The 23,134-nt window shown below is 61.5% G+C and carries 26 protein-coding genes; all 26 read left to right on the forward strand.

The features are described from left to right. Window positions 1-32 precede the first annotated feature (32 nt). The 26 genes from spoIVB to priA all read left to right on the forward strand — a co-directional run bounded on the left by spoIVB (window position 33) and on the right by priA (window position 23,125). Complete coding sequence (gene spoIVB, locus EDD75_RS00380; RefSeq protein WP_123926420.1) at window positions 33-1,382, forward strand: SpoIVB peptidase; 1,350 nt, start codon at window positions 33-35, stop codon at window positions 1,380-1,382. A 124-nt stretch (window positions 1,383-1,506) separates the two neighbouring features. Then, complete coding sequence (spo0A, locus tag EDD75_RS00385) at window positions 1,507-2,277, forward strand: sporulation transcription factor Spo0A (RefSeq protein WP_123926423.1); 771 nt, start codon at window positions 1,507-1,509, stop codon at window positions 2,275-2,277. Between the two features lie 228 nt (window positions 2,278-2,505). Further along, the gene (steA, locus tag EDD75_RS00390; RefSeq protein WP_123926426.1) at window positions 2,506-3,624 is read left to right on the forward strand and encodes a putative cytokinetic ring protein SteA; all 1,119 of its coding nucleotides are present in this window, start codon (window positions 2,506-2,508) and stop codon (window positions 3,622-3,624) included. A 19-nt stretch (window positions 3,625-3,643) separates the two neighbouring features. Beyond that, entirely contained in the window at window positions 3,644-4,525 is an 882-nt protein-coding gene (locus EDD75_RS00395) for a copper transporter (protein ID WP_123926428.1), read from the forward strand. Beyond that, the gene (locus EDD75_RS00400) at window positions 4,522-5,217 is read left to right on the forward strand and encodes a glycosyltransferase family 2 protein (protein ID WP_123926431.1); all 696 of its coding nucleotides are present in this window, start codon (window positions 4,522-4,524) and stop codon (window positions 5,215-5,217) included. The genes EDD75_RS00395 and EDD75_RS00400 overlap by 4 nt, the downstream gene beginning before the upstream one ends. Continuing rightward, on the forward strand, window positions 5,218-6,045 hold the full coding sequence (locus EDD75_RS00405) for an MraY family glycosyltransferase (protein ID WP_123926434.1): 828 nt from the start codon (window positions 5,218-5,220) through the stop codon (window positions 6,043-6,045). A gap of 13 nt (window positions 6,046-6,058) precedes the next feature. Continuing rightward, window positions 6,059-6,775, forward strand: coding sequence for a P-loop NTPase family protein (locus tag EDD75_RS00410; protein ID WP_123926437.1), 717 nt, complete (start codon window positions 6,059-6,061; stop codon window positions 6,773-6,775). Between the two features lie 70 nt (window positions 6,776-6,845). Continuing rightward, window positions 6,846-7,070, forward strand: a complete 225-nt coding sequence (locus EDD75_RS00415) for a 4Fe-4S binding protein (protein WP_123926440.1) — start codon at window positions 6,846-6,848, stop codon at window positions 7,068-7,070. Beyond that, entirely contained in the window at window positions 7,063-8,124 is a 1,062-nt protein-coding gene (locus EDD75_RS00420) for a 3-methyl-2-oxobutanoate dehydrogenase subunit VorB (RefSeq protein ID WP_123926444.1), read from the forward strand. Before EDD75_RS00415 ends, EDD75_RS00420 begins: the two co-directional genes overlap by 8 nt. Continuing rightward, complete coding sequence (locus tag EDD75_RS00425) at window positions 8,124-8,870, forward strand: thiamine pyrophosphate-dependent enzyme (protein ID WP_123926447.1); 747 nt, start codon at window positions 8,124-8,126, stop codon at window positions 8,868-8,870. The genes EDD75_RS00420 and EDD75_RS00425 overlap by 1 nt, the downstream gene beginning before the upstream one ends. Next, entirely contained in the window at window positions 8,870-9,451 is a 582-nt protein-coding gene (locus EDD75_RS00430) for a 2-oxoacid:ferredoxin oxidoreductase subunit gamma family protein (protein ID WP_123926450.1), read from the forward strand. Before EDD75_RS00425 ends, EDD75_RS00430 begins: the two co-directional genes overlap by 1 nt. Before the next feature lie 29 nt (window positions 9,452-9,480). Further along, complete coding sequence (locus EDD75_RS00435; RefSeq protein ID WP_123926453.1) at window positions 9,481-10,596, forward strand: M20/M25/M40 family metallo-hydrolase; 1,116 nt, start codon at window positions 9,481-9,483, stop codon at window positions 10,594-10,596. A gap of 79 nt (window positions 10,597-10,675) precedes the next feature. After that, complete coding sequence (gene dapF, locus EDD75_RS00440; RefSeq protein WP_123926456.1) at window positions 10,676-11,518, forward strand: diaminopimelate epimerase; 843 nt, start codon at window positions 10,676-10,678, stop codon at window positions 11,516-11,518. Between the two features lie 70 nt (window positions 11,519-11,588). Beyond that, window positions 11,589-12,764 carry an LL-diaminopimelate aminotransferase gene (locus EDD75_RS00445; protein WP_123926459.1) on the forward strand — a complete coding sequence of 392 codons (1,176 nt, stop codon included), beginning with the start codon at window positions 11,589-11,591 and terminating at the stop codon, window positions 12,762-12,764. 15 nt (window positions 12,765-12,779) lie between these two features. Next, window positions 12,780-13,973 carry a pyridoxal phosphate-dependent aminotransferase gene (locus tag EDD75_RS00450; RefSeq protein ID WP_123926462.1) on the forward strand — a complete coding sequence of 398 codons (1,194 nt, stop codon included), beginning with the start codon at window positions 12,780-12,782 and terminating at the stop codon, window positions 13,971-13,973. Window positions 13,974-14,267: 294 nt separating this feature from the next. Continuing rightward, a complete protein-coding gene (locus tag EDD75_RS11075; RefSeq protein WP_170157638.1) occupies window positions 14,268-15,146 on the forward strand; it encodes a hypothetical protein in 879 nt (292 codons plus the stop codon). 31 nt (window positions 15,147-15,177) lie between these two features. Then, a complete protein-coding gene (locus EDD75_RS00460; protein WP_123926465.1) occupies window positions 15,178-15,645 on the forward strand; it encodes a DUF3794 domain-containing protein in 468 nt (155 codons plus the stop codon). A 24-nt stretch (window positions 15,646-15,669) separates the two neighbouring features. After that, window positions 15,670-16,110 (forward strand): DUF3794 domain-containing protein, encoded by a 441-nt coding sequence (locus EDD75_RS00465; RefSeq protein ID WP_123926467.1) that lies wholly within the window; start codon window positions 15,670-15,672, stop codon window positions 16,108-16,110. Window positions 16,111-16,260: 150 nt separating this feature from the next. After that, window positions 16,261-16,755, forward strand: a complete 495-nt coding sequence (locus tag EDD75_RS00470) for a DUF3794 domain-containing protein (protein ID WP_123926470.1) — start codon at window positions 16,261-16,263, stop codon at window positions 16,753-16,755. 85 nt (window positions 16,756-16,840) lie between these two features. Further along, the gene (locus tag EDD75_RS00475; protein ID WP_123926473.1) at window positions 16,841-17,482 is read left to right on the forward strand and encodes a hypothetical protein; all 642 of its coding nucleotides are present in this window, start codon (window positions 16,841-16,843) and stop codon (window positions 17,480-17,482) included. Between the two features lie 165 nt (window positions 17,483-17,647). Continuing rightward, entirely contained in the window at window positions 17,648-18,508 is an 861-nt protein-coding gene (locus EDD75_RS00480; protein WP_170157639.1) for a YicC/YloC family endoribonuclease, read from the forward strand. Window positions 18,509-18,580: 72 nt separating this feature from the next. Further along, the gene (gene remA / locus EDD75_RS00485; RefSeq protein ID WP_123926479.1) at window positions 18,581-18,850 is read left to right on the forward strand and encodes an extracellular matrix/biofilm regulator RemA; all 270 of its coding nucleotides are present in this window, start codon (window positions 18,581-18,583) and stop codon (window positions 18,848-18,850) included. Beyond that, complete coding sequence (gene gmk, locus EDD75_RS00490) at window positions 18,847-19,437, forward strand: guanylate kinase (protein ID WP_123926482.1); 591 nt, start codon at window positions 18,847-18,849, stop codon at window positions 19,435-19,437. Before remA ends, gmk begins: the two co-directional genes overlap by 4 nt. Window positions 19,438-19,466: 29 nt before the next feature. Then, window positions 19,467-19,679 (forward strand): DNA-directed RNA polymerase subunit omega, encoded by a 213-nt coding sequence (gene rpoZ, locus EDD75_RS00495; protein WP_123926485.1) that lies wholly within the window; start codon window positions 19,467-19,469, stop codon window positions 19,677-19,679. A gap of 28 nt (window positions 19,680-19,707) precedes the next feature. Beyond that, window positions 19,708-20,919: a bifunctional phosphopantothenoylcysteine decarboxylase/phosphopantothenate--cysteine ligase CoaBC gene (gene coaBC, locus EDD75_RS00500; protein WP_211328024.1), complete on the forward strand. Its 1,212-nt coding sequence runs from the start codon at window positions 19,708-19,710 to the stop codon at window positions 20,917-20,919. Next, a complete protein-coding gene (gene priA / locus EDD75_RS00505; RefSeq protein ID WP_170157640.1) occupies window positions 20,912-23,125 on the forward strand; it encodes a replication restart helicase PriA in 2,214 nt (737 codons plus the stop codon). The genes coaBC and priA overlap by 8 nt, the downstream gene beginning before the upstream one ends. Window positions 23,126-23,134 lie beyond the last annotated feature (9 nt).

Below are 23,134 nucleotides of genomic sequence, written 5' to 3' on the forward strand. Positions count from 1 at the left end.
CGGGTAGATTATTTGCCCGGAGGGGTGCCACATTGCCACGAAAACTGCGCCTTTTCGCGGTCTTTTCTTTTTTTCTCCTTTTTTTTACCCTGAACTATCTTGCCGCGGCCTTCTGGCCGGTCAAACAGAGCCTGGCCCTCGGTGAATGGCTGAGTTTCAACAACCTTTTCCCCCCGGCGATCCAGAAACACCTGGTCCTGGTAACGGCGGATAACGGACGCGGGGGTGGAGGCCAGCCGATAGGTAGAGGACTCCGGTTCACCGCACCCGGCACCTTTCAAGCGCGGGTTGCCCTGCACGGTCTCATCCCCCTTAAAACCCTGGTCTTTGAGGTCCGTCCGGTACCGCGGGTTTATCCGGGCGGCCAGGCGGTTGGGTTGCTCCTGCATGCCAAAGGGGTAATCGTGATCGGCTACGCGGATGTTATCGCTACGGACGGTTCCCGGGTGAGTCCGGCCGCGCGAGCGGGATTAATGGTCGGGGACTTGATCCTGAGTATTGACGGTCGCCCGGCGACGAGCGATCAGGTGGTGAAGGAAGCGATTTGCCGCGCCGGACGGGAGGGGCGTCCGGTTGTGCTGCAGGTGAACCGGCGCGGGCGGCTGCTCCGCTTTGAGGTCCAACCGCGCCTGTGCCGGCGCGCGGGCTGCTACCGGATCGGTCTTCTGATTAGAGACGCCACCGCGGGCGTCGGCACGCTCACCTTCTACCACCCGGAGACGAGGCTTTACGGCGCCCTCGGTCATGTCGTTATGGATGCGACCACCGCTCATCCCGTGGAGCTGGCCAAGGGCTCCTTAGTGGAGGCCTTCATCCAGGGCGTACGCCCGGGAGAGAAGGGCAAACCGGGCGAGAAAATCGGGGTCATAAACGAAAACTCTTCTCTTTCGGGCACGATTGAGGCTAATACCGAGTACGGCATTTTCGGCCATTTAAACCGCCTGCCGGAGCATCCCCTTTTTAGGGCCCCTATTCCCGTAGCCCTCGCCCACCAGGTACACCCCGGAAGGGCGCAGATGCTCACCGTGCTTACGGGAAACAGACTCGAAAGCTTTGACGTTGAGATTCAGCGGGTAAACCCCTTTTACGAGAGGGGGAGAAAGGATCTTATCGTGCGGGTTACCGATCCCCGGTTGCTGCACTTTACAGGGGGGATCATTCAGGGGATGAGCGGGAGCCCCCTCATTCAGGACGGGCGCCTGGTCGGCGCGGTGACGCACGTTTTTATCAGCACGCCGGAAAAGGGCTACGGCATCTTCGCGGAGCGGATGGTGCGGGCGTGCGGTCTGCTCGCCTTCCCGGAGGTGAAGCCGACATTTTTCGATGAACTCAGACCTTCCCTGCTGAAGGCTGTTGTAAAATATTATATAAAGCAGGAATGAAGTGGTTACAAAAATATCCAATTCGAAAGTTTTTTTACGCCAGGGTAGCAGGATATTTTTGACTGCTGCAGAATTTACTGATTTACCAAAAAGTTAATTAGGTAACAAAAGGGGGCATTTAACTTTGAGCAGACTGGTCCGCATTCTCGTGGCCGACGATAACCGGGAGTTCTGTGAGTTGTTGAAGGACTACCTGAGTCAGCAGCCCGATTTTGAGCTGGTTGGCGTGGCTTATAACGGGCTGGAAGCAATCCAGTTGATTGAAGAAACCCGGCCCGATGTAGTGATCCTCGACATCATTATGCCCCACCTGGACGGGATAGGCGTGCTGGAGAAATTTGCCAGTAGCGCCGCCACCTACCGGCCCAAGTTCATTGTGCTGACGGCGTTAGGGCAGGAGACGGTAACGCAGCGTGCGGTGGAGTTAGGGGCCGACTATTACGTGGTCAAACCCTTTAACTTCAGCGTCTTGGCGAACCGGATCAAGCAGCTTGGCGACGGCACGGCGACCAGCACTCCCTTTATTGCCCCGACGAAACCCCGGAACCTTGACGTAGCGGTTACCAATATCATCCACGAGATCGGCGTCCCGGCACACATTAAAGGCTACCACTACCTGCGGGACGCGATCCTGATGGTTGTGGAAGAGATAAACCTGTTAGGCGGTATCACCAAGGAGCTCTACCCGATGATCGCGCAGAAGTACAACACCACGCCCAGCCGGGTCGAGCGGGCGATCAGACACGCCATCGAACTGGCCTGGGACCGGGGGAATATGGAGGCGATCTCTAAGTTTTTCGGCTATACGGTCAACATGGCCAAGGGCAAACCGACCAACTCGGAGTTTATCGCCATGATCGCCGATAAACTACGGCTGGAGTCAAGGGTGAGTTGATGAAGGAAAGAGGCCTGACCGACCGGTCAGGTCTCTTAAGTTAGCGTTATGCGGCGAACCGGCTACTGCGGTAGGGCGGAGCGGTTTTTGCGCGAGCGGGGCCTTCAGGCCTCTTGCTTTTGTGCGTTAGCAGGTTCCGGAATGCATATCTTAAATAGAGCGGGGCCTGTCCTTGACTTACCAGCCAAAAGATTTATACTGGTTTATAAACGGTAAGGTGGCAGAGAAATGGTCGTCAGAGGCCGAGCACGCGTTGACCGGCGCACGAAGAACCTGGTGCGGCGCCTGCAACCAGGCGAAATTGCGGTAATCAGCCACGGAGGCATCGATAAACTTGCGGCGCAGGGGTTAATCGAAAGTCGCTGCCGGCTGGTGCTCAACGCGGAAAAGTCGCTTTCGCCCGATTACCCGAACGAGGGGCCCTTGATGCTCTTGGATGCCGGTATTCCCATTGTCGATGCCCTTGGTCCGGCGGTGATGGAAATCCCGGAGGGGGCGGAGGTAGAGGTTGCTGACGGGGCGGTATTCCTGAACGGTGCCTTGATCGCTCGCGGTGAGCCGCTGACGCGGGAGAGGGTCCTTGCCGGTATGGCCGCGGCGAAGGAGCGCCTCGGCGAGGTATTAGTCCGGTTTGTGGATAACACCTTGGCCTACGCCCGTAAGGAGGTCAACCTGATCGCCGGGGCGGTGCCCGTGCCGCCGCTCAAGACGCGGCTTGAGGGCAGGCACGCCCTGGTTGTGGTGCGGGGTTTCAACTATAAGGAGGACCTGCAGGCGATCCGTCCCTACATCAACGAGGTGCGGCCGGTTCTGATCGGGGTTGACGGCGGCGCGGACGCCCTGCGGGAGTTCGGCTACCGCCCGGATATCGTGATCGGCGATATGGACAGCGTGAGCGACCAGGCGCTGCGGGAGGCCACGGACGTGGTGGTGCACGCTTACCCGAACGGGGAGGCGCCGGGGCTTAAAAAAGTGCGGGAGTTGGGTATCCCTGCCGTCACCCTGCCGCTTGCCGGAACGAGCGAAGACGTGGCCATGTTACTGGCGTACGAAAAGGGAGCGCGGCTTATCGTTGCCGTCGGTACCCATTCCAACGTTCTCGATTTCCTGGAAAAAGGGCGCCGCGGGATGGGGAGCACCTTTTTGGTGCGGCTCAAGGTGGGCGCAATCCTGGTTGACGCCAAGGGGGTTTCGCAGCTCTACCGGAGCCGGGTCAAGTTCCGTTACCTGGCCCAGGTGGTGGCGGCCGCCCTTTTGCCCTTCGCTGCCGTGGCGATAATCTCCCCTTCGATCCGTCAGCTGCTGAGGCTTATCCTCATCCAGTTCCGGGTCTTGCTCGGGCTTTAAGTCAAAGGAGAGTCGGGCGTTGATTATCGACATCCGCTACCACATCATCACCCTGGTTGCGGTTTTCTTAATGCTGGGACTCGGGATCCTCATCGGTACTACCATGGTGGGAAACGAGGCGCTCACGAAACAACAGGAACAGCTGGCTGACCGTTTAGAGAAGCAGCTCAACGTTCTCCGGTTGGAAAATGTAAAGGTTCAGGAGCGATGCGAGCGGGTGGAGGCGGAGAACGCCGCGCTGACGGCTTTTGCGCGGGAGGTTGTTCCTTTCGCGATTGCCGGGCGGCTCCAGAATGTCCGGGTAGCCGTTTTTGAGGTCGGCGGCCCGGCATCGCCAGAGCTCTTAAACGATTTAAAAACGGCCGGCGCTGTGGTGGGACCGGTGGTAACCCTGGTTAGCGGTTTCGACGTTGCCGGTGCGGCTCCTAAGATCAGCGCAGATCTGGGCTGGGCGGAGAAGGATCCTACGGCGGTGAGCGACCGCCTTGCCAATGAGCTAGGCCGGGCGGTGGCTACCGGCCAGAACCCGAATTTGGTGCGCTACCTTGCCGAGCAACGGCTTATCCGGGTTACCGGCGACTTTGCGCTGCCGGTCCAGGCCGGTGTCGTTATCGGCGATTTTGGGGACGAGCGAGGCGCCCGCGCCGGGCGGTTTGATCTCGCATTGCTCGACGGTCTGGTAAAGGAAGGCGTAACGGTGGTTGCCGTCGGCACCGGGGAAGAAGCCGGAAAAGGTATTGAAGAGTACCAGAAGCGGAAAATAAGTACCGTAGCGGATGGCGAGACGCCTTGGGGGCGGGTGGGGTTGATCCTGGCGCTTTCGGGTTACCCGGGCCATTACGGCGGTGGCGCCGGCGAGAAGCATTTCCTACCGCCATATCCCGCCGGAGGAGCCAGATGAAGCGGGTTTCGGTGGTTATTCCGGCTTACAACGAGGCGGCGCGGATTGCGGCTACGGTCCGCGCGGTGCGCGAGCTTCCCGAGGTGGCTGAAGTCATCGTGGTTGACGATGCTTCGACCGACGAAACGGCAGCGCTGGCGGAAAAGGCGGGTGCGAAGGTGTTGCGCCTGCCTGCTAACCGGGGGAAGGGCGCCGCTCTAAACCACGGCGTGGCCGGGGCGAGCGGCGACGTGGTGGTGCTGCTTGACGCCGACCTTGGCGAGTCGGCCCGGGAAGCGCGGGCGCTTATCCTCCCGATTTTGCGGGGTGAAGCGGATATGACGGTGGCCCGTTTCCCCTCTACCGGGAAGAAGGCGGGCTTCGGGCTGGTGAAGGGGCTCGCGCGAGCGGGCATCCGTTATTTCACCGGGTTGGAGGTCACCGCGCCCCTTTCCGGGCAGCGGGCCCTGTCGCGGGAGGTGCTGCAGTGTGTGCTGCCGTTTGCCCGGGGCTACGGCGTTGAGGTGGCCCTTACCATCAGAGCGGCCCGGAAAGGGTTCCGGATCAGGGAAATCCCGGTTGTTATGCGCCACCGGGAGACGGGCCGGGATCTCGGCGGTTTTATCCACCGGGGCCGCCAATTCCGCGACGTGCTTTTGACGCTAAGCCGCCTTCTCTTTGAATTGCGGCGGCCGGGCAGGGAGAGCGGCTGAATGGAAGCGTGGCTTCTCCCGGTGGCCTTGCTGGCCGGTTTTGCCTGCGCCCGCGGGAGTTACGGGCCTTTCAGGCGCCTCTTAGTGAACGGCGGCGCGGTGCGGCCCAATTACCGGGGACAGGCGATACCTGTGGGCGCCGGGATGCTCTTCTTTTTTGCGGTCCTGCCTCCGGTTCTCGCAGGCGTTGTTCTCTGCCCGGGGCGGCTACCACTGGAAAGGACGGTGGCCTTCCTTTTTTTGCTGGCGTTGACCACCCTGGTGGGGGTCATTGACGATGCCTGGGGCTCGCGGGCGGTATCGGGGTTTAAGGGGCACTTTGGCCGGCTCTTACGCGGCGAGTTGACCACGGGGGCGCTGAAGGCCTTGGCTATAGCGGCCGGTAGCCTGATCCTTTTTCTGCCGGGTGCGACGCCGGGGGAGGCACTGCTGAACGCGGCGGTGGTGGCCCTGACGGTTAACGCGATGAACCTCTTTGACCTCCGGCCGGGCCGGGCCGGAAAGGTTTTTCTATTGGCCGCTGCTATCCTCACCTGGGCGGCTTGGGGAAAAGAGGAATTGCTCTTTCTCTGGCTGGTCTGCGGGGCGTTGCTGGCGTTTCTGCCCGGCGATCTCGCGGCGCGGGCGATGATGGGCGATGCCGGTTCTAATTCTTTAGGGGCGGTGCTCGGGCTGACGGTCGTCTGGGGCTGCGATGTTGCGGTGCGGGCTGGTGTGCTGGGAGGGTTTATTCTGCTCCACCTCCTGACGGAGCGTTACTCGCTGACGGAGATCATCGCCCGCAACCGGGTGCTCAATTTTTTGGACCGCCTGGGGCGGCGGGATTGAAGGTGAAGGGTTGGTGGAAAAGGTCACCCTACAGGTGCTTGAGGTCACGGCGGGCAGGGTTAACATTTTTGCGGGGCCGCTGGGCAGCGGGAAGACGACCGTGGCCGTAAACGTAGCCTGCTACTTAGCGCAGCAACGGAGCAGGGCGCGCAAGCCGGCGGCGGATGCGGTTCTCCTGGTAGACCTCGATCTTATTAACCCTTTCCTTCGTTCGCGGGTGCTGCGGGAAGAGCTCCAAAAACGCGGCGTCACGGTAATCTGCCCGCCAAAGGAGCTGGCGCAAGGGGACTTGCCGGCGCTGCCGGCCGCCGTAAAGGGTGCCCTTGCCGCGAACAGGCCGGTCGTCTTTGATGTCGGCGGTGACGGGATCGGGGCCACGGTGCTCGGGGCGTACCGGCCCTACCTCCCGGCGGGCGAATACCGCTTCTTTTTTGTGGTCAACACCCGGCGGCCCTTCATGGCCACGGCGGCGGAGATTGGGGCTGCGGTGCAAGAAGTGGCGGCGGCCGCACGGCTGGATGTAGACTATCTGGTTAATAATACGCACCTCGGCCCGGATACGTCTGCCGCGGTGGTGCTGGAAGGGCTGTCGGTTGTCCGGGAGGCGAGCGCTCAGCTCGGTATTCCGGTGGCCTTCACCGCGGTTGCGGCCCGTCTGGCGGCGGCGGTTGGTGGGGTGGCGGGGCGGGTGCTCCCGCTCGAAATCTTCCTGCGCCTGCCTTGGACCTGAGGGAGCACGTAGCCTTGCCGGAGCCTGCGCGGTTTGCTTTGGAGCCAACTTTTGCGACGGAGGAGTTTATATGTCTAAAATTACTTTCAATACGGAACGGTGCAAAGGTTGCGAGCTTTGCGTCAGCGTCTGTCCCAAAAAGATCATTGTTCTCTCTCCCGAGATCAACGCGCAGGGTTTTCACCCGGCGACGCTTAGCGACCCGGGCAAGTGTACCGGCTGCGGGTTCTGCTTTTACATCTGCCCGGATCTTGCGGTAACGGTGGTGCGGGAGAGGAGGGCAGCCAATGAATAAGGTCTTGATGAAGGGAAACGAGGCTTTCGGTGAGGGTGCGGTAAGGGCCGGCTGCCGGTTCTTCTTTGGTTACCCGATAACGCCCCAGAGTGAGATTCCTCACTACTTAGCGCGGCGGCTGCCCCAGGTCGGCGGCGTTTACCTGCAGGCGGAGAGCGAGCTGGCCGCCATTAACATGGTTTACGGCGCGGCGGCTGCCGGCGCCCGGGTGATGACCTCGTCTTCGAGCCCCGGGATTAGTCTGATGCAGGAGGGCATCTCTTATATCGCGTGTGCTGAGCTTCCCTGCGTTATTGTGAACATCATGCGCGGGGGGCCGGGGTTAGGGAATATCGCCCCCGCCCAGGGGGATTATTTCCAAGCGGTAAAGGGTGGGGGACACGGAGATTACCGGTTGCTCGTCTTGGCGCCGGCCTCGGTCCAGGAGGTTATCGACCTAATGGCGCTGGCCTTCGACCTAGCAGATAAGTACCGCAATCCGGTGATGGTAGTGGGCGACGGCATTTTGGGTCAGATGATGGAGCCTGTGGAACTCGGGCCCCTGCCGGAGGTAAGCCCGCCGCCAAAACCCTGGGCAACTACCGGTATGCTGGGCCGTAAGACGCGCAATATCGTAAACTCGCTCTATATCGAGCCGGAGGAAATGGAAAAGGTGAACCTGCGGCTCCAAGAAAAGTACCGCCAGATGGCGGAGAGGGAAAAACGCTGGGAGGAATACCGGGTTGAAGATGCGGGACTGGTCCTGGTGGCCTTCGGGATGGTGGCCAGAATCGCGAAGGCGGTAGTGGATAGGCTCCGGGCGGCGGATATTCCGGCAGGTCTTATCCGGCCGGTGACGCTTTATCCCTTCCCCGATGTCCCGCTGGTGCGGGCGGCGGAGAGGGCGCGGGCTTTTTTGGTGGTGGAGATGAACGCCGGGCAGATGGTGGAGGATGTGCGGTTAGCCGTCTGCGGGCGCCGGCCGGTTTATTTCTACGGCCGCACCGGGGGTATGCTTACAACGGTGGCCGAGGTGCTATCCCAGGCCGAGGCCATATGGGAGGGGTTGCGGTAATGACGGTTTGCTTGAAGCCAACGGCAGGGCTTACGGGCAAGCCCTTTCACTACTGCCCGGGATGCACCCACGGCGTCATCCACCGCCTGGTGGCCGAGGCGCTGGTGGAACTCGGGGTGCTGGAGCGAACGGTCGGCATCTGCCCCGTGGGGTGCGCCGTTTTTGCCTACGAGTACTTCAACTGCGACATGATTGAGGCGGCGCATGGCCGGGCACCAGCGGTGGCTACCGGGGTGAAGAGGGTTTTGCCGGACCGGGTTGTTTTCACCTACCAGGGAGACGGTGACCTTGCGGCTATTGGCACGGCGGAGGTCGTTCACGCCGCCGCGCGGGGTGAAAAGATTACCACGGTCTTCGTCAACAACGCCGTTTACGGTATGACCGGCGGCCAGATGGCGCCCACGACGCTAGTGGGCCAGAAAACGACTACCACCCCTTTCGGGCGGCAGGTAGCAGAAGCGGGTTACCCGCTAAAAGTAGCGGAAATGATCGCCACCATTGATGGGGCGGCGTTCGTCGCCCGGGTGGCGGTGAACAGCCCTAAGAATATCCTGCGCGCCAAGCAGGCGATTTTACGGGCCTTTAAGGTCCAGCTTGCCGGGCGCGGCTTCTCACTCGTGGAGGTCCTTTCAACCTGCCCGACCAACTGGGGTCTGAGTCCCCCGGAAGCACTTAAATGGGTGGAAGAGAAAATGATCCCGGTTTTTCCGCTCGGGGAGTTCAAAGTGCCGGAGGGGGAAGGATAATGTTGGCGGAGGTTCTTCTGGCGGGTTTTGGCGGGCAGGGTATCCTTTCTACCGGGATGCTTCTCGCCTATGCGGCGATGGCCGAGGGTCTGAACGTGGCGTGGATACCGTCCTATGGCCCGGAGATGCGGGGCGGCACGGCGAACTGCGGGGTGACCATCGCCGACGGCCCCATAAGTTCGCCCCTGGTGGTAGAACCGGATACGCTCATTGCGATGAACCAGCCTTCCCTCGATAAGTTTGCGCCGGCAGTGAAGCCCGGCGGTCTCATCATTTATAACGCTTCACTTATTAACCGGCCGCCCCAGCGGGAGGACGTGCGGGTGCTTGCGGTGCAGGCAAACGAAATTGCTGAGCGGTTAGGCAATGTCAAGGTGGCCTGTAACGTGATGTTAGGGGCCTACCTGGCAATAAGCGGGGTGACTTCGCTGCAGCGCGCCGTTGAGGCGCTGCCGAAAGTTTTGCCGCCCCACCGGCATAACCTGATTGCGGTGAACAAGGAGGCGCTGGCGGCGGGAGCAAGGCTGGCGGGGGCGGCGGCCGGCGGTAAAGCCGGGGATGTGCCGCAAGGAAGCGGCTGAAAAGCCGGAGGGGAAAGGGGGTGGGCGCCGTGGTAAACAGAGAGCGGCTGCTCAACGAGTTTTTGGAGCTCGTGCGTATCGATAGCGTATCGGGGCAAGAGCGCTGGCTTGGTGAGCTTTTGAAGGGCAGGCTGGCGGATTTAGGCCTGAGCGTTACCGAAGACGGCGCTGGAGGGGGTAGAGAAGGCGCGGGAAACGTTATTGCTCACCTCCCCGGTAGGGTGGCGGGGCCGCACCTCCTTTTCTGCGCGCACATGGATACCGTGGAACCGGGAAGGGGAATCGAGCCGGTTGTTGGGGCCGACGGCATTATTCGCCCGGCGGGGAAAACGATCCTGGCTGCCGACGATAAGGCCGGAATCGCCGCTATTTTAGAGGCGCTGCGGTGGGTGGTGGCCGAGAAACCCGGTCACCCTGCAATCACGGTGGTATTCACGGTCTGCGAGGAGACGGGGCTCTTAGGGGCAAAAGCGCTTGATGCTTCGGTACGGGCAGATCTAGGCTTCGTCCTGGATGCCACGGGGCGACCTGGCGAAGTGGTGGTCCGCGCGCCTTCGCAGGATAAGATTACGGCTACGGTGTACGGACGGGCGGCCCACGCCGGCGTCAACCCGGAGGACGGGGTCAACGCGATCTACGTTGCGGCGCGGGCGATCGCGGCGATGCCGCTGGGCCGGATTGATCCGGAAACTACCGCCAACATCGGCATCATCAGCGGTGGTAAGGCCGTGAACATTGTTCCCGATAATGTTTACCTCGAAGGAGAGGTGCGCAGTCTCAAAAGCGCGCGCCGGGCCGAGCATACCGCACTCATCTGCCGGATCTTAGAGGAAACGGCGCGCGGCGCGGGGGCCCGGGCCGAGGTGCAGGTGGAGCTTCTTTACGAGGGCTTCGACCTCAGGGAGAGCGAGCCCGTGGTACGTATTGCCCAGGAGGCGGCGCGGCGCTGCGGCCTGCAACCGGTTTTGACGCAGAGCGGTGGCGGTAGCGACGCCAACATCCTTAACGCCCGCGGGATTCCGACGGTGAACCTCGCCACGGGAATGGAGAAGGTGCATACGACCGAGGAGCAGATTGCGGTAGCCGATTTAGTGGACCTTGCCCGGCTGGTGACGGCGATCATTTCCCTTGCCGGAAAGGCTTGAAACCGGTGGGGTTAAAAGGCGCACCGGCGGCGGGTGTGCCGGACGAGAGGCAACATGGTTGCAGGGGTAGGTGGCGTCTTTGCGGTTTCTGAAGATGCACGGGTTAGGTAACGATTTTGTGGTGGTAAAGGCCGACAGCGTTCCGGAGCAGCCTGACACGCTGGCACGGGTCGTTTGCGACCGCCATTTCGGCGTGGGGGCGGACGGCCTGGTCTTTGTCCTTCCTTCGGAGAAGGCCGACCTCCGGATGCGGATTTTCAATCCGGACGGTTCGGAAGCGGAGATGTGCGGGAACGCGATCCGGTGTGTCGCCAAGTATGCTTATGAGTCCGGGATGGTAAGGAAAACGGCGCTACGGGTGGAAACGGGTGCGGGAATCCTTATTCCGCGGCTGCACCTTGCAGGGGAACGGGTGGCCACGGTAGAAGTCGACATGGGCGAGCCCGTTCTCGAACGAGGAGCGATCCCGATGGATGGGCCGCCGGGCCGCGTGATCAATGAGCTGCTAACGGTGGCGGGGGAAAGTTTCCGGGTTACCGCGGTTTCCTTCGGGAACCCGCACTGCGTCATATTTGTTTCCGACGTGGCGGCGGTTGATCTTGCGGCGCTGGGCCCAAAAATCGAGCACCATCCGGCCTTCCCGCGGCGTACCAACGTAGAGTTCGTCCAGGTTCTCAACCCGGAACGCATCCGGGTGCGGGTCTGGGAGCGGGGGGCGGGCGCGACTCTCGCCTGCGGGACCGGCGCTTGCGCCGCCGCCGTGGCCGGCGCGCTCAACGGACTTACGGGCCGTCAGGTGCGGGTGGGCCTCCCGGGCGGGGAGCTCTTCATTCGCTGGGCGGCGGATAACCATGTGTACATGACCGGGCCGGCAGCAGCGGTCTTTGCCGGCGAATGGCTGGGTGAGGAACCGGGCGGCTGAGCACGTTTTGTGGCCGTCCCGCAGGCGCACGCTGGAGGCAGACAAATTTGGGAAGGAGGCTCTCTTAGACTTGCCGGAAGTTGCCCAAAGAGTCAAGAATTTACCCCCCTACCTTTTCGCCCGCATCGAGCGGCTTATCGAGCAAAAAAAGGCGGCGGGCGTCGATGTGATCAGCCTTGGGATCGGCGATCCCGACCGGCCGACACCCGAGCACATCGTGGCGGAAGCTGGTCGGCAGCTCTACAACCCGGCGCACCACCAGTACCCCTCGTCGGTAGGGATGGCCGCCTTCCGCAAGGCGGTGGCCGACTGGTACGCCCGGCGTTTCGGGGTCGTGCTCGACCCCGGAAGCGAGGTCGTTTCGCTCATCGGTTCTAAAGAAGGAATCGCCCATATTGCCTGGTGTTACGTCAACCCGGGGGATACGGTGCTGGTTCCGGACCCGGGCTACCCGGTTTACGCGGGCGGGACCATCCTTGCCGGGGGCGAACCTTACCTCATGCCGCTGCTGCCCGAGAACGGGTTCTTGCCGCGCCTCGAAGACATTCCGACCGAGGTGGCGCGGCGGGCCAAGCTAATGTTTCTTAACTACCCGAACAACCCGACGGCGGCGGTGGCGGAGCGAGACTTCTTCGCCACGGTGGTCGCCTTCGCCCGGGAGTTTGACATCATCGTCTGCCATGATGCGGCCTACACGGAGATCGCTTACGATGGTTACCGGCCACCGAGCTTTTTAGAAGTGCCTGGGGCTAAAGAGGTGGGGATAGAGTTCGGCTCCGTTTCGAAACCCTACAACATGACCGGCTGGCGCTGCGGTTGGGCGGCGGGCAAGGCGGATGTGGTTGAGGTCCTCGGGCGGTTAAAATCAAACATCGATTCCGGCGTTTTTCAGGTGGTGCAGTGTGCGGCGATTGCCGGGCTTAGTGGGCCGCAGGATTGTTTGGCCGAGGTAAACGCCCTTTACAAAAAGCGGCGCGACATCGCGGTAGCCGCGCTGCGGGAGATGGGCTGGGTGCTCAACCCCCCCCGGGCGACCTTCTACCTGTGGCTTCCAGTGCCCCGGGGCTATACCGCAGAATCCTTTGCGGAGCACCTGATCGAGGGGGCGGGCGTGGTGGTCACGCCCGGGACGGGCTACGGAAAGTATGGCGCCGGTTACTTCCGGATTTCACTCACCCTGCCTACCGAGCGCCTGCAGGAAGCCTTCGGGCGGATGAAACAACTCTTAGGCAGGGTAACTTTTTAGCCGGAGGTGGTTTTTGTGCGGCTTGCGCGGCGCGCGACAAAGATCAGCCCCTCACCCACCCTATCTATTGACGCCCGGGCCAAGGAACTGGCGGCTGCGGGCGAAAAGATCATCAATTTCGGGGTGGGCGAGCCCGATTTCGACACGCCGGAGCATATCAAGGCGGCGGCTATCGAGGCCATGGCGCGGGGGATGACGCGCTACACCCCGGTTCCGGGTACCCTTGAGCTCCGGCAGACGATCTGTGCCAAGCTGTTGCGGGAAAACGGCCTTTCCTACAGCCCGGGCGAGATCGTGGTTTCCTGCGGGGCCAAGCACTCCCTTTACAACGCCCTCCAGGTCCTTGTGGATGAAGGGGACGAAGTAATCGTCCCGGCGCCTTACTGGGTAAGTTACATTGAGCAGGTGAAGCTTGCGGGAGCCGAGCCGGTGGTTGTAGCCACCCGGCCGGAGAATGACTTCAAGCTGACGCCCGCAGAGCTGGCGGCCGTTTTGACGCCGCGGACGCGCCTTTTGATCCTTAACAGCCCTTCAAATCCGACCGGGAGCGTTTACACCGCAGCGGAGCTCCAGGCGCTGGCGGCAGTGGTGGTGGAGGCGGATATCTGGGTCCTTTCCGACGAGATTTACGAAAAACTCATCTACGACGGGGCAAAACACGTAAGCATCGCCAGTCTTGGTCCAGAAGTCAAGGCGCGGACGGTAGTGGTGAACGGCGTTTCCAAAGCCTACGCGATGACCGGCTGGCGGATCGGGTACGCGGCCGCGCCGGCCGAAGTGGCGAAGGCGATGGCGGACCTCCAGAGCCACAGCACCTCCAACCCGACCTCCATCGCCCAGGCGGCGGCGGTGGCGGCGCTTAATGGCCCGCAAGAGCCGGTTAGCGCGATGGTCGCGGCTTTTGCCGCCCGGCGGGAGTACATCCTCGAACGCCTCACCGCGCTGCCGGGGGTACGGTGTAGAAGGCCGGCCGGGGCTTTTTACGTTTTTCCGGACGTTTCGGCCTACTTCGGCCGGAGCTTCAAAGGTAGAGTGGTGGAAAGCGCGACCGACTTGGCGGCGCTCCTGCTGGAAGAGGCGAAGGTCGCGGTGGTGCCAGGGGCGGCCTTCGGTGACGACCGCTTCCTCCGTTTCTCTTACGCCACTTCCCGCGAGAACATTGCTGCGGGAATGGATCGCCTGGCCGCCGTACTCGCCTCTTTCGCCTAACAGGACAAAGGAGCAAGAATAGACTTTTCTCTGGCGCAAATCCCGGCGACCGCCGGGATTTTTGTATATTGTAACGTTCTGTCAATGCTAACATAGATTGGTAGTGAAACCACCGGCGGTAGACGGCGAGTTGCGGGATGTCAAAGTAGCGAAAATAGAAAGTCCAGGGCGGCGCGCGTTTACTGGCGACGCCCGGAGGGGCCGCGGGTTCGTCAGAACCCACAGGGGGCCCTTTTTCTTTTTGTAACCGTTTTTCCCCTCCTTAATAAACTGATACAGAAGGGGGGGAAAGCCTTGGTCTTGCGGTTCTTTCGGGGGCCTGCGGGCTGGGAAGCGCATCCTTACCCGCTTTCCCGGGCAACCCGGCTACTGACCCACGGTTCCGGGTATGCGGGGAAGAGCGGGCGGGCGACAGTTGCGCCGGGGGGACAGAGGGCGCAACACGGTACAGAAAGCGTGGGTGACCCGCCGGAGCTGCGCGCGGCCGCCGGGGGGGAGGCTGTGCTCCGGCCTCTGGCGACAGAGGGCGGAAGGGAGGAAGGAGCCGGCAGCGAGAAAAAGCGGGAGTTTGCGGAATTTCTGGCCTTCCTGGTGCTGCTCAAGCTTATCACCACGCTAGGGCGCGAGGGGCAGTCGGGGCCGCCTGGGCCCCAGGGGCCGCCGGGACCAAAAGGCGATCCGGGCCCCCCCGGGAAAGCGGTTCAGGTTTGTCATGCAGCGGCTTACCGGTTAAGGGGTGAACGGTTGGCAAACGGAGATTTTGAAGAGTGGGAGGATGGGCGGCCGCTTTTTTGGGAGGGCAGGAATTTCCTCCGGTGGGAGGAGGCTGGCACGGGGCGCTGCGCGGTTCGCCTGGGTGCTGCACCGGCGGCGGACGCGACCATCTACCAGGATGTGCCGATCATCCCCGGTTGTTGTTTCGACTTCCGCTTCTTGCTCCGCTTGCCCGAATCCTCCGGGCAGGTTCGGGCGGCGGTCGAATGGCTTGGCCCGGGCCGGGAGGTGATCGGAACCGGGACCCGGCTTGTTTTCGCGCGGCCCAGAAGTGACTACGGTTCGTACAGCCGCCTCACCGACTGTGCACCACCGGGGGCGGCGTGGGCGAGGGTTATATTTGTGAAGGAAGGCAGTGGAGTCGCGGACATCGACGGCGTTTCGCTGGTAGGACATTGAGGGCGCAAAAACTTGTGAGGGGGAGAGGATAATGGCGCTGATCAAAACGGAAGTGGTGGTTGGTGAGGCAACGACGCAGGTGCTGGTGATCAAAGACGCGATACGGTTTGACCCGCCACTTTACAAGGTGATCCAAGAGGACCTTACGGCCGAGGTCAGCGACTGCCTGGTCTGCACGGATAAGGTGATCTTTAACGGCAGGCTGGTCAAAAACATCATTTACAAGGCCGGGCAGCCCGATACGAAGACGCCCGGCGAGGTCCGCTGGGTGGAGGTAGAGGTGCCGTTTGCCGGGTTTGTTGACGTGCCAGGTGCGCAGGTGGGCGACGGGTGCCAGATCGAGTTTGCCGGCACTAAAGACTGTAATTTTCTGCTGCCGACAAGAACCATTCCCTGCGGTGCGGTTGAACTCGTGGAGGAAGCGATGCAGAAGACCATCGTGGACATCACCGTAAAGGTCGTGCGCACCGAACAGATCGAGGTTGCGGTAAGCGCCTGACGTTAAACCAAGGAGGGCGTGAGCGTGCGCATCAAGACCGAAGTGGTGGTGGGCGAGGCCAGAACCCAGCTTCTCATCGTGAGTGATCCGGTAACGTTTCACACACCTGTTTACAGCCTTCTCGATGAGGTTGTCGAGGTGAGCATCGACCACTGCCTTGTCTGCACCGACAAGGTGCTGTTTAACGGGACACTCACCAAAAACCTGATTTACAAAGAGCGACCGCATCCCGCCACCGGTGAGGGGAGGATTCTTTACCACGAGATGAAGTTGCCCTTCAGCGGTTTCGTGGCGCTTCCTGGCGCCAAACCGGGCGACAACTGCCAGGTTGAGTCTGCCGGGGTTGGGGATGGCAACTTCCTGGTTCCCCTGATGGCGGACGCAGCGGGGATCAGGATTGCTGTGGAGAAGGTGATCGTCGAGGTGAAACTGAAGGTAACCCGCGTCGAACAGGTTGCGGTATAGTCCTGTCGGGTTGCGACGCCACCACGTCACGGGCCGGCGGTTGGTGCTCGGTAAAAAGGGCGTGGCCGGGGTGATAGCGACGGTGTAAGCTACCGAGCTGTTGAGCGGCAGAGAATCGGCTATAATTCTTGAGGTGAGGGAGGTAGACTCATGCTCATCAAGGCCGATGTGGTGGTGGGCGAAGGGACCACCCAGGTGCTCGTAGTGAGCGACAGGATTAAATTCTGCACGCCGGTTTTCAAGGTGGTGGAGGAGCGGACCGACGTCAAGATCACCGGCTGTCATGTCTGCACCGATAAGGTGGTCTTCAACGGGGAATTACAGAAAAACATCATCTACAAAGAGCCCCCGAACGAGTGTGGTTGCCGGGAGGGCCACCTGATTTACCATGAACTGGTACTGCCCTTTGCCGGGTTTGTGGAAATCCCGGGGGCACAGCCGGGGGATATCTGCCAGGTCGAGGCGGCCGGGGTAAAGGACGGCTGCAACTTCTTCATCCCGCTCGAAAGTGACGCTGAGGGCTGCGTTGTGGCGGCGAAACAGAAGACGGTTGTGGAAGTGACCCTCAAGGTTCTGCGCCCGGAGCAGATCGATGTGGCCGTTGTCGCGCCGGTTGTCGATCCCTGTGCTACCCGAGAGTATTGAGGACGTGGGGTAAGGCGGCGCGGCGGAGGGGGCAGGAGCGCCGCAGGGCGCTCCCGCCCTCGTTGGTAACGTGGAGGTGAAAGCGGTGACGGGAACTGCCGGCAACTGCCGGTTGACGGCAGAAGTAACGTTCGATTTGCCGCCGGGAGGAGCGGTAATCGCCTGCCACCCAGGGCGGGTGGAACTGGAAGGGGTTGTCCGCCGTCCGGGCGAAGTCGTCGTCTTCGGGCTGGCGGAACTCCTCGTCCTTTACAGCGTTGCGGGGGTCGATGGCGAACCCGCCTACCGGGTGAAGTGCGTGCCGCGTCTGCTGCGCGGTGTGGTGCCGGCTGCGGCGGACGGAGAATGCGGTGACACCGTTGCGCTGGCGGTGACCGGTGTAGTGACCGATGTCACCAGCGAGGGACAGAGTTGGCTGGTGAGCGCGTGTTTCGACGTGGCGGTCGAGCTGCCGGCTTCTCCCGCAAGCGTGGCTACGGAGCGGGAAAAGGAGGATCTCGTAATCAGGCCTTTTGCGGCGGCTGGGGCTGAGGGCGCCGGCGGCAGCGAGGCGGATGCGCTGGAGGCGGCAGAGGCTGTGCGGCCGGAAAGCGGCGTGCTGCCGGATGAAACACGGATAGTAGAAGAGCTGAAAGAGTTTGAAGCGTACCTTGGAAAACTGCCAAAAGGGCGAATGGTTATTTCCATCAACGGCATCAATTATATAATCGAGAGTGCACGCGACTGATAACCAGACGGAAATTATCGAAAGTGGTTTTTTTACTTGAATTAAAGCTCAAACCAATCTAAAATTGGTTACGGGCTTTTTATTTTGCAGGGATTTTCTGCTTTGGGCAGAAAAATAACCTCAAGCGGGATGAGGATCAAAGGGGGTGGGAGAAGGTTGCGAAGCATGACCGGCTACGGCCGCGGTGAAGCAGTTGGTGCGGACGGTAAAGTCACGGTGGAAATAAAGACGCTCAATCACCGCTACTGCGATGTGGTGATCCGGTTACCGCGGGCCTACATCTTTTTCGAGGATGCGTTGCGGCGTCTGGTGCGGGAGGAAGTTGTCCGGGGCCGGGTTGACGTTTACGTGGAGATCGAAGAGCGGGGCAGTAAAAATATAGCAGTAAGCGTTGACAAGGAGCTGGCCATCGCTTATTATAAGGCGATGGAGGATTTGCGGGTTTGTTTGGGGCTTACAGGGACGGCCCATTTGCAGGATATCGTTCTCCAACCAGGCGTTTTAAAGGTTAACGAAATCCCGGTTGACGTCAGCAGAATGTGGCCTTTAATCGAGGGGGCGGCGCGGGAAGCGCTTGGGCGGCTTTGCGCGGCCAGAGAAGCGGAGGGCCGCGTCTTGGCTGAAGACATTCGCCGGCGTCTGGAACATCTGGCCTCAATTTGCGGGCTGATTGAAGGACAAGCACCAGAAGTGGCACGCTCTTACCGGGAAAGACTGGCGGAGCGGCTCAAGGATTTCGCCGCCGTGCTCGGGCCGGAACGGTTGGCAGCGGAGGCGGCGCTTCTGGCCGAGCGGGCGGACATCAGCGAGGAAGTAGTGCGGATCAAAAGCCACATTGCGCGGGCTAGGGAAACGCTAACTGCGGGTGAACCGGCGGGCCGGCAGCTCGATTTCTTGCTGCAGGAAATCTTCCGGGAACTCAACACCATTGGCGCCAAAGCTCAGAATCTGAGTATCAGCCAGTTTGTCATTGAAGCGAAGAGCGAAGTCGAAAAGATGCGGGAGCAGGTTCAGAATTTAGAGTAAGCCTTCCTTAGGAATATCTGGCCACAGGTTTAACCCTTTGAATCACTTGAGAATGCTGAGGAGGGGAGTTTCTTGGATATCAAGCTTATTAACATCGGCTTCGGGAATATCGTTTCGGCGAACAGGATTATCGCCATTGTGAGTCCCGAATCGGCGCCGATCAAGCGGATCATTACGGAAGCTCGCGATCGCGGAATGTTGGTCGATGCCACGTACGGCCGGCGGACGCGGGCAGTCATCATCATGGATTCGGACCACGTTATCCTTTCCGCCGTGCAGCCTGAGACGGTGGCGCACCGGCTTACGCCGAAGGGCGCGGGTGTGGAGGAGCAGAAGGATTGAGCGCGGGGCTCCTCCTGGTGCTTTCCGGTCCTTCGGGAGTGGGGAAAGGGACTATCTGCCGTAGGCTGATCGAGCGTGACCCAACGCTTTATCTCTCCATTTCTATGACCACGCGCCCACCGCGTATTGGGGAAAAGGAGGGGAAAGATTATTTTTTTGTTTCGGAAGAGCGCTTTCTGCAGTTGATTGCGCAGGACGAGTTGTTAGAGTGGGCGCGCGTTTACTCGTACTATTACGGGACACCGCTCGGACCGGTAGTAGAGGCGCGGACCGCGGGCAGAGACGTGGTCCTCGAAATCGATGTTCAAGGGGGCTTCAAGGTCCGGGAGAAAGTTCCCGACAGCATTTTGATCTTCATTCTCCCGCCGTCGCTTGAGGAGCTGCGGGCGAGGTTGACGCAGAGGGGAACCGAGAGTGGCGCGGCGGTTGAAGAGAGACTGCGCTGGGCGCAGAAGGAACTTTCTTTTTACCGCAACTACGATTACGCCATCGTCAACGAGCGCGTAGAGGATGTGGTGGGCAAAATAAACGCCATTAGGACGGCGGAAAAGTGCCGGCCGCGCTACCTAAATCTTGATTTCGCGTAAGGGATGAAGGGGGATCAGGATAAAAAAGTATGCCGATGAACGAACCGCCGCTCGACGACCTGCTCAAGGTTTCCAAGAATCGTTACGTACTAGCGATTGTTGCGGCCAAGCAGGCCCGCTACGTGACGGACAAGATCAATGCAGGGCTCTTGGATGACGGAATCAAACCGGTTTCGCAAGGGTTGCGGGATATCGCGGCGGGCAGGGTGAAGTTCATCCTGCCGAAGAAGGGTGTCAAGTAGTTCTGTCTGCGGGTGCCGGTAAAGGTCAATGGTCAAGCTGCTTGAGGGAAAAAGAATTACCATCGGCGTAACGGGGGGTATCGGGGCTTACAAGGCGGCCGAACTTATTTCCCGCCTGCGGGACGAGGGCGCTGTGGTGCGGGTGGTGATGACCCGCGCGGCGCAGGAGTTCATCCGCCCGCTCACCCTGCAGGTCCTATCCGGTGGTGCGGTTTATACCGGGCTCTTTGAAGGTGCGGATCCCTTGCCGCACATCACGCTGGCCCGGGAAAGCGACCTGCTGGTTGTCTACCCCGCGACGGCCCATTTTGTTGGCCAGGCGGCGTGGGGGTTAGCGTCCGACCTGCTGACCACCCTCCTCTTGGCCTTCGAGGGCCCGGTGGTCCTCTGCCCGGCAATGAACGCCCGGATGTACACAAGTCCTCCGGTTCAAGAGAATCTCCGCCGGCTCGCGGCGCGAGGTTATGTGATCGTGCCCCCGGAAACCGGGCGCCTGGCTTGCGGCGAAACCGGACCGGGGCGCCTGCCGCCGCCAGATACGGCGGTGGAGTTCATCCGGGGGGCCCTGGTGCAGAAAGATATGGCGGGTCTGGGGGTCCTGGTGACCGCCGGACCGACCCGGGAAGCCCTGGACCCGGTGCGCTATCTGACGAACCGGAGTTCCGGGAAAATGGGTTACGCGGTGGCACGGGCAGCCCGGGACCGGGGTGCCCGTGTAACTTTGATCAGTGGCCCGACGGCGCTTCCCCCGCCTCCGGGCATCTCCTTCAAGGCGGTGGAAACGGCCCTGGAAATGCGGGAAGCGGTCTTAGAAGCTTTCGGTGCGGCCGACGTAGTAGTTATGGCGGCGGCGGTAAGTGACTACCGGCCCGCCACTGTCTCCCGCGAAAAGATAAAAAAGGGCACCGTACCCGTGACGCTGGATCTCGTTCCGAACCCCGACATTATAGAAGAGCTTGGCAGGATCAAGGGGAACCGGCTCCTGGTCGGTTTTGCTGCCGAAACGGGGGACCTAGTGGCGCACGCGCAGGCGAAGGCGTTAAAAAAGAACCTCGACCTCGTGGTCGCGAACGACGTGCGGCAGGAAGGGGCGGGATTTGCGGTCGATACGAACGTGGTGAGTCTTGTTTTCCGTGACGGGCAGTTCCTCGAGCTGCCGAAAATGGAGAAGTACGCTGTGGCCCACCGCATCCTGGATGCCGTTTTGGAGTTGCGGGAGGATAGGGTGGAACGTGGATGAACGGAAATACGCGCAGGTCGTGGTTGAACGACCGGTGCGCAACGGAGGGGTGTTCACTTACGCCGTTCCGCCCGCCCTGGTAGAGACAGTGGTTCCCGGCGTACGGGTGGCGGTTCCTTTAGGAGCGCAGGTCGTTACCGGATTCGTGCTGGACGTGAGCGCTGATTGCCCGCCGGGGATCAAAACCCGGGAAATTATCAGGGTGCTGGAGGGCAAACCAATTCCTGCTGCCCTGCTCACCCTCGCCGGGTGGCTTTCCTCCCGGTACCTCTGTACCCTGTTAGACGCGCTGGCGGCGGTGAGCGGGCCGGCGCCGAAGGGCGGCCGGCGGCGGGAAACGGAGTGGCTCTGGCCCCGCGGCGACGCCGGCGAGATCCTTGCAGCGATAGAAGAGCTGAAGGCGCCCGCTCAGGCGCGGGCGCTCAGTGTCTTGGCGGCTCAGCCGGGGATGACGCGGCAGGCCTTGATGCGCGAGGCGGGTGTCAGTGCCAGTGTGGTAGCGGCCCTGATCAGAAAGGGCCTGGTAATCAGCGAAAAGGTAAGCCGCCGCCGGGAACCTTACGAGGATGTGGCGCTTGATCCTACGCCCCCGCCGCTCCTGACGCCGGAGCAGGAGGGCGCGTTTAGTGAAATAGACAAGGCGATTGCGGCGGGGCGGCCGGAAATTTTTTTTCTCCACGGGGTGACCGGAAGCGGTAAAACGGAGGTTTACCTGCGCGCTGTGGCGGCAGCTTTAAGTGCTGGGCGGCAGGCGATTGTTCTCGTCCCGGAAATTGCCCTGGCGCACCAGATGGTGCTTCAGTTTAAAGCGCGCTTTGGCAATCAGGTAGCGGTAACCCATAGCGCCCTGGTTCCGGCGGAGCGGCACGACGCGTGGGAACGGGTGCGTGCGGGCGAGGCGGGCGTGGTGCTCGGCGCGCGCTCGGCGGTTTTCGCGCCGACGGCGCGGCTCGGGCTGATCGTGGTAGACGAAGAGCACGAGCCCGCTTATAAACAGGAACAATCGCCCCGCTACCACGCCCGGGAGGTGGCGCTGGCCCGTGCCAGGCTGGAAGGGGCGGTGGCGGTGCTCGGCAGTGCGACGCCAGCTCTCGAATCGGTCGCGCGCTGTCTCAGCGGGCGCTACCGGCAGTTGAGGCTGAGCAGCCGGGTTGACGGGCGCCCCATGCCGGCTGTGCGGGTTGTTGACCTGCGGGAAGAGTTCCGGGCAGGCACCGTTTCTCTCTTCAGCAACTTTCTTGTCGCGCGGGTACGGGAGAAAATAAGGCAGCGGGAACAGGTCCTCCTTTTCCTCAACCGGAAAGGGTTTGCGGCCTTCGTACTCTGCCAGGCGTGCGGGCACGTCATCCGCTGCCCCAACTGCGACATTGCGCTTAGCTACCACCGGCCGGATACTTTATTCTGTCACTACTGCTATTACCGGGCCCGCTACCGGCCGCGCTGCCCCCGGTGCGGCGACGAGCGGCTCGGCTGGTTTGGCGCCGGGACGCAAAGGGTTGAGGAGGAGGCGCGGGCGCTTTTTCCGGAAGCCCGCATTGCCCGGATGGACGCAGAGACGACGGCCCGCCGCGGCAGTCACGCGGCGCTTCTCGACGCTTTTAAAAGGGGAGAGATCGACATCCTGATCGGGACGCAAATGATTGCGAAAGGGCTGGATGTGCCTGGGGTTACGCTTGTCGGTGTCCTTAATGCGGATACGACCTTGCTGCTCCCCGATTTTCGGGCCGCCGAGCGGACCTTCCAGCTTCTTTACCAGGTAGCCGGACGTGCCGGGCGAGGGCCTCTGCCCGGCGAGGTGGTGATCCAGTCCCACTGTCCGGAGCATTACGCGGTCCGCTATAGCGCCCGGCAGGATTTTTTCTCCTTTGCGCGGCGGGAGCTTGCGTTGCGGCAGCGCTTCGGTTACCCGCCTTACGCCGCGCTGGTGCGGGTTGTCTTCAGCGGGGAGACGGAGGAAAAGGTGGTGCGGGAAGCGACGGCTTTTGGAGCGGCGGCACGGGAGATAGTGGGAGGGGAAGAGGTTCTGGGGCCAGCTCCGTGTCCTTTCGGCAAATTAAAGGGTTTTTACCGGTGGCATATTATTCTAAAAGGGAAGAGCGGACGGGCGGTGCGTGACGCCTGCCGCGAGGTTTTAACGTCCTTTTTGTGCCGCCGTGGTTCGGGGGTCAGGCTAAGCGTGGATGTCGATCCGGTGAGCATCTTGTAGAATGTTTTC

It is taken from the genome of Thermodesulfitimonas autotrophica, from assembly GCF_003815015.1.
Taxonomy (GTDB): Bacteria; Bacillota; Desulfotomaculia; order Desulfotomaculales; family Ammonificaceae; genus Thermodesulfitimonas; species Thermodesulfitimonas autotrophica.